Below are 862 nucleotides of genomic sequence, written 5' to 3' on the forward strand. Positions count from 1 at the left end.
CGTTCTCATGCGTGGGCGAGTCAATAGCTCGAAAGAGCACAGGGCCCACACCGCGCCGCCGCCGCCCCCGCACGCTCCCGCCGCAGGCCGCCACCACCTTGCGGGCCATCGCCCGCTTGCGCTGGTCGTTGACCGCCACCACCGTCTCGACGAGGCGCACCGGGGAGCCGGCATCCTGCGCGGTCTTGACCAGGGCCAGGGTGTCCTTGGGAAAGCACGAGCCGCCGTAGCCCGGCCCGGCATGCAGGAACTTGCGCCCGATGCGGTTGTCGAGCCCGATGCCGCGGGCGACCTCCTGCACGTCGGCGCCGACCTGCTCGCACAGGTCGGCGATCTCGTTGATGAAGGTGATCTTGGTGGCCAGGAACGCGTTGGCGGCGTACTTGGTCAGCTCGGCGGTGCGGCGCGAGGTCACCAGGATCGGGGCGTGGTTGAGGTAGAGCGGGCGGTAGAGCTCGCTGACGACTGCGGCGGCGGGCGGGTCGTCGGCCCCGATGACGATGCGGTCGGGGCGCTTGAAGTCGGCGATGGCCGCGCCTTCGCGCAGGAACTCGGGGTTGGAGGCGACCGCGATGGCGATCCCGGGGCGGGTCTCGCGGACGATGCGCTCGACCTCGTCGCCGGTGCCGACCGGCACCGTGGACTTGGTGACGACGACGGTGGGCCCGGTGACCGCGCCGGCGATGTCGCGGGCGGCCTGGTAGACGTAGGAGAGGTCGGCGAAGCCGTCGCCGCGGCGGGAGGGGGTGCCGACGGCGATGAAGACCGCGTCGGCACCGGCGACGGCCTCGGCGAGGTTGGTGGTGAAGGCGAGGCGCTCCTGGCGGACGTTGTCGGCGACCAGGGCGTCGAGGCCGGGCTC

Annotated in this window: 1 protein-coding gene; it reads right to left on the minus strand. The window is 72.4% G+C overall.

From position 1 onward, the window contains the following. A partial coding sequence (locus tag VQ02_RS32475) for a UDP-glucose dehydrogenase family protein (RefSeq protein WP_048448399.1) occupies positions 1 to 862 on the minus strand: 862 nt, incomplete at both ends.

Source organism: Methylobacterium variabile (genome assembly GCF_001043975.1).
Taxonomy (GTDB): domain Bacteria; phylum Pseudomonadota; class Alphaproteobacteria; order Rhizobiales; family Beijerinckiaceae; genus Methylobacterium; species Methylobacterium variabile.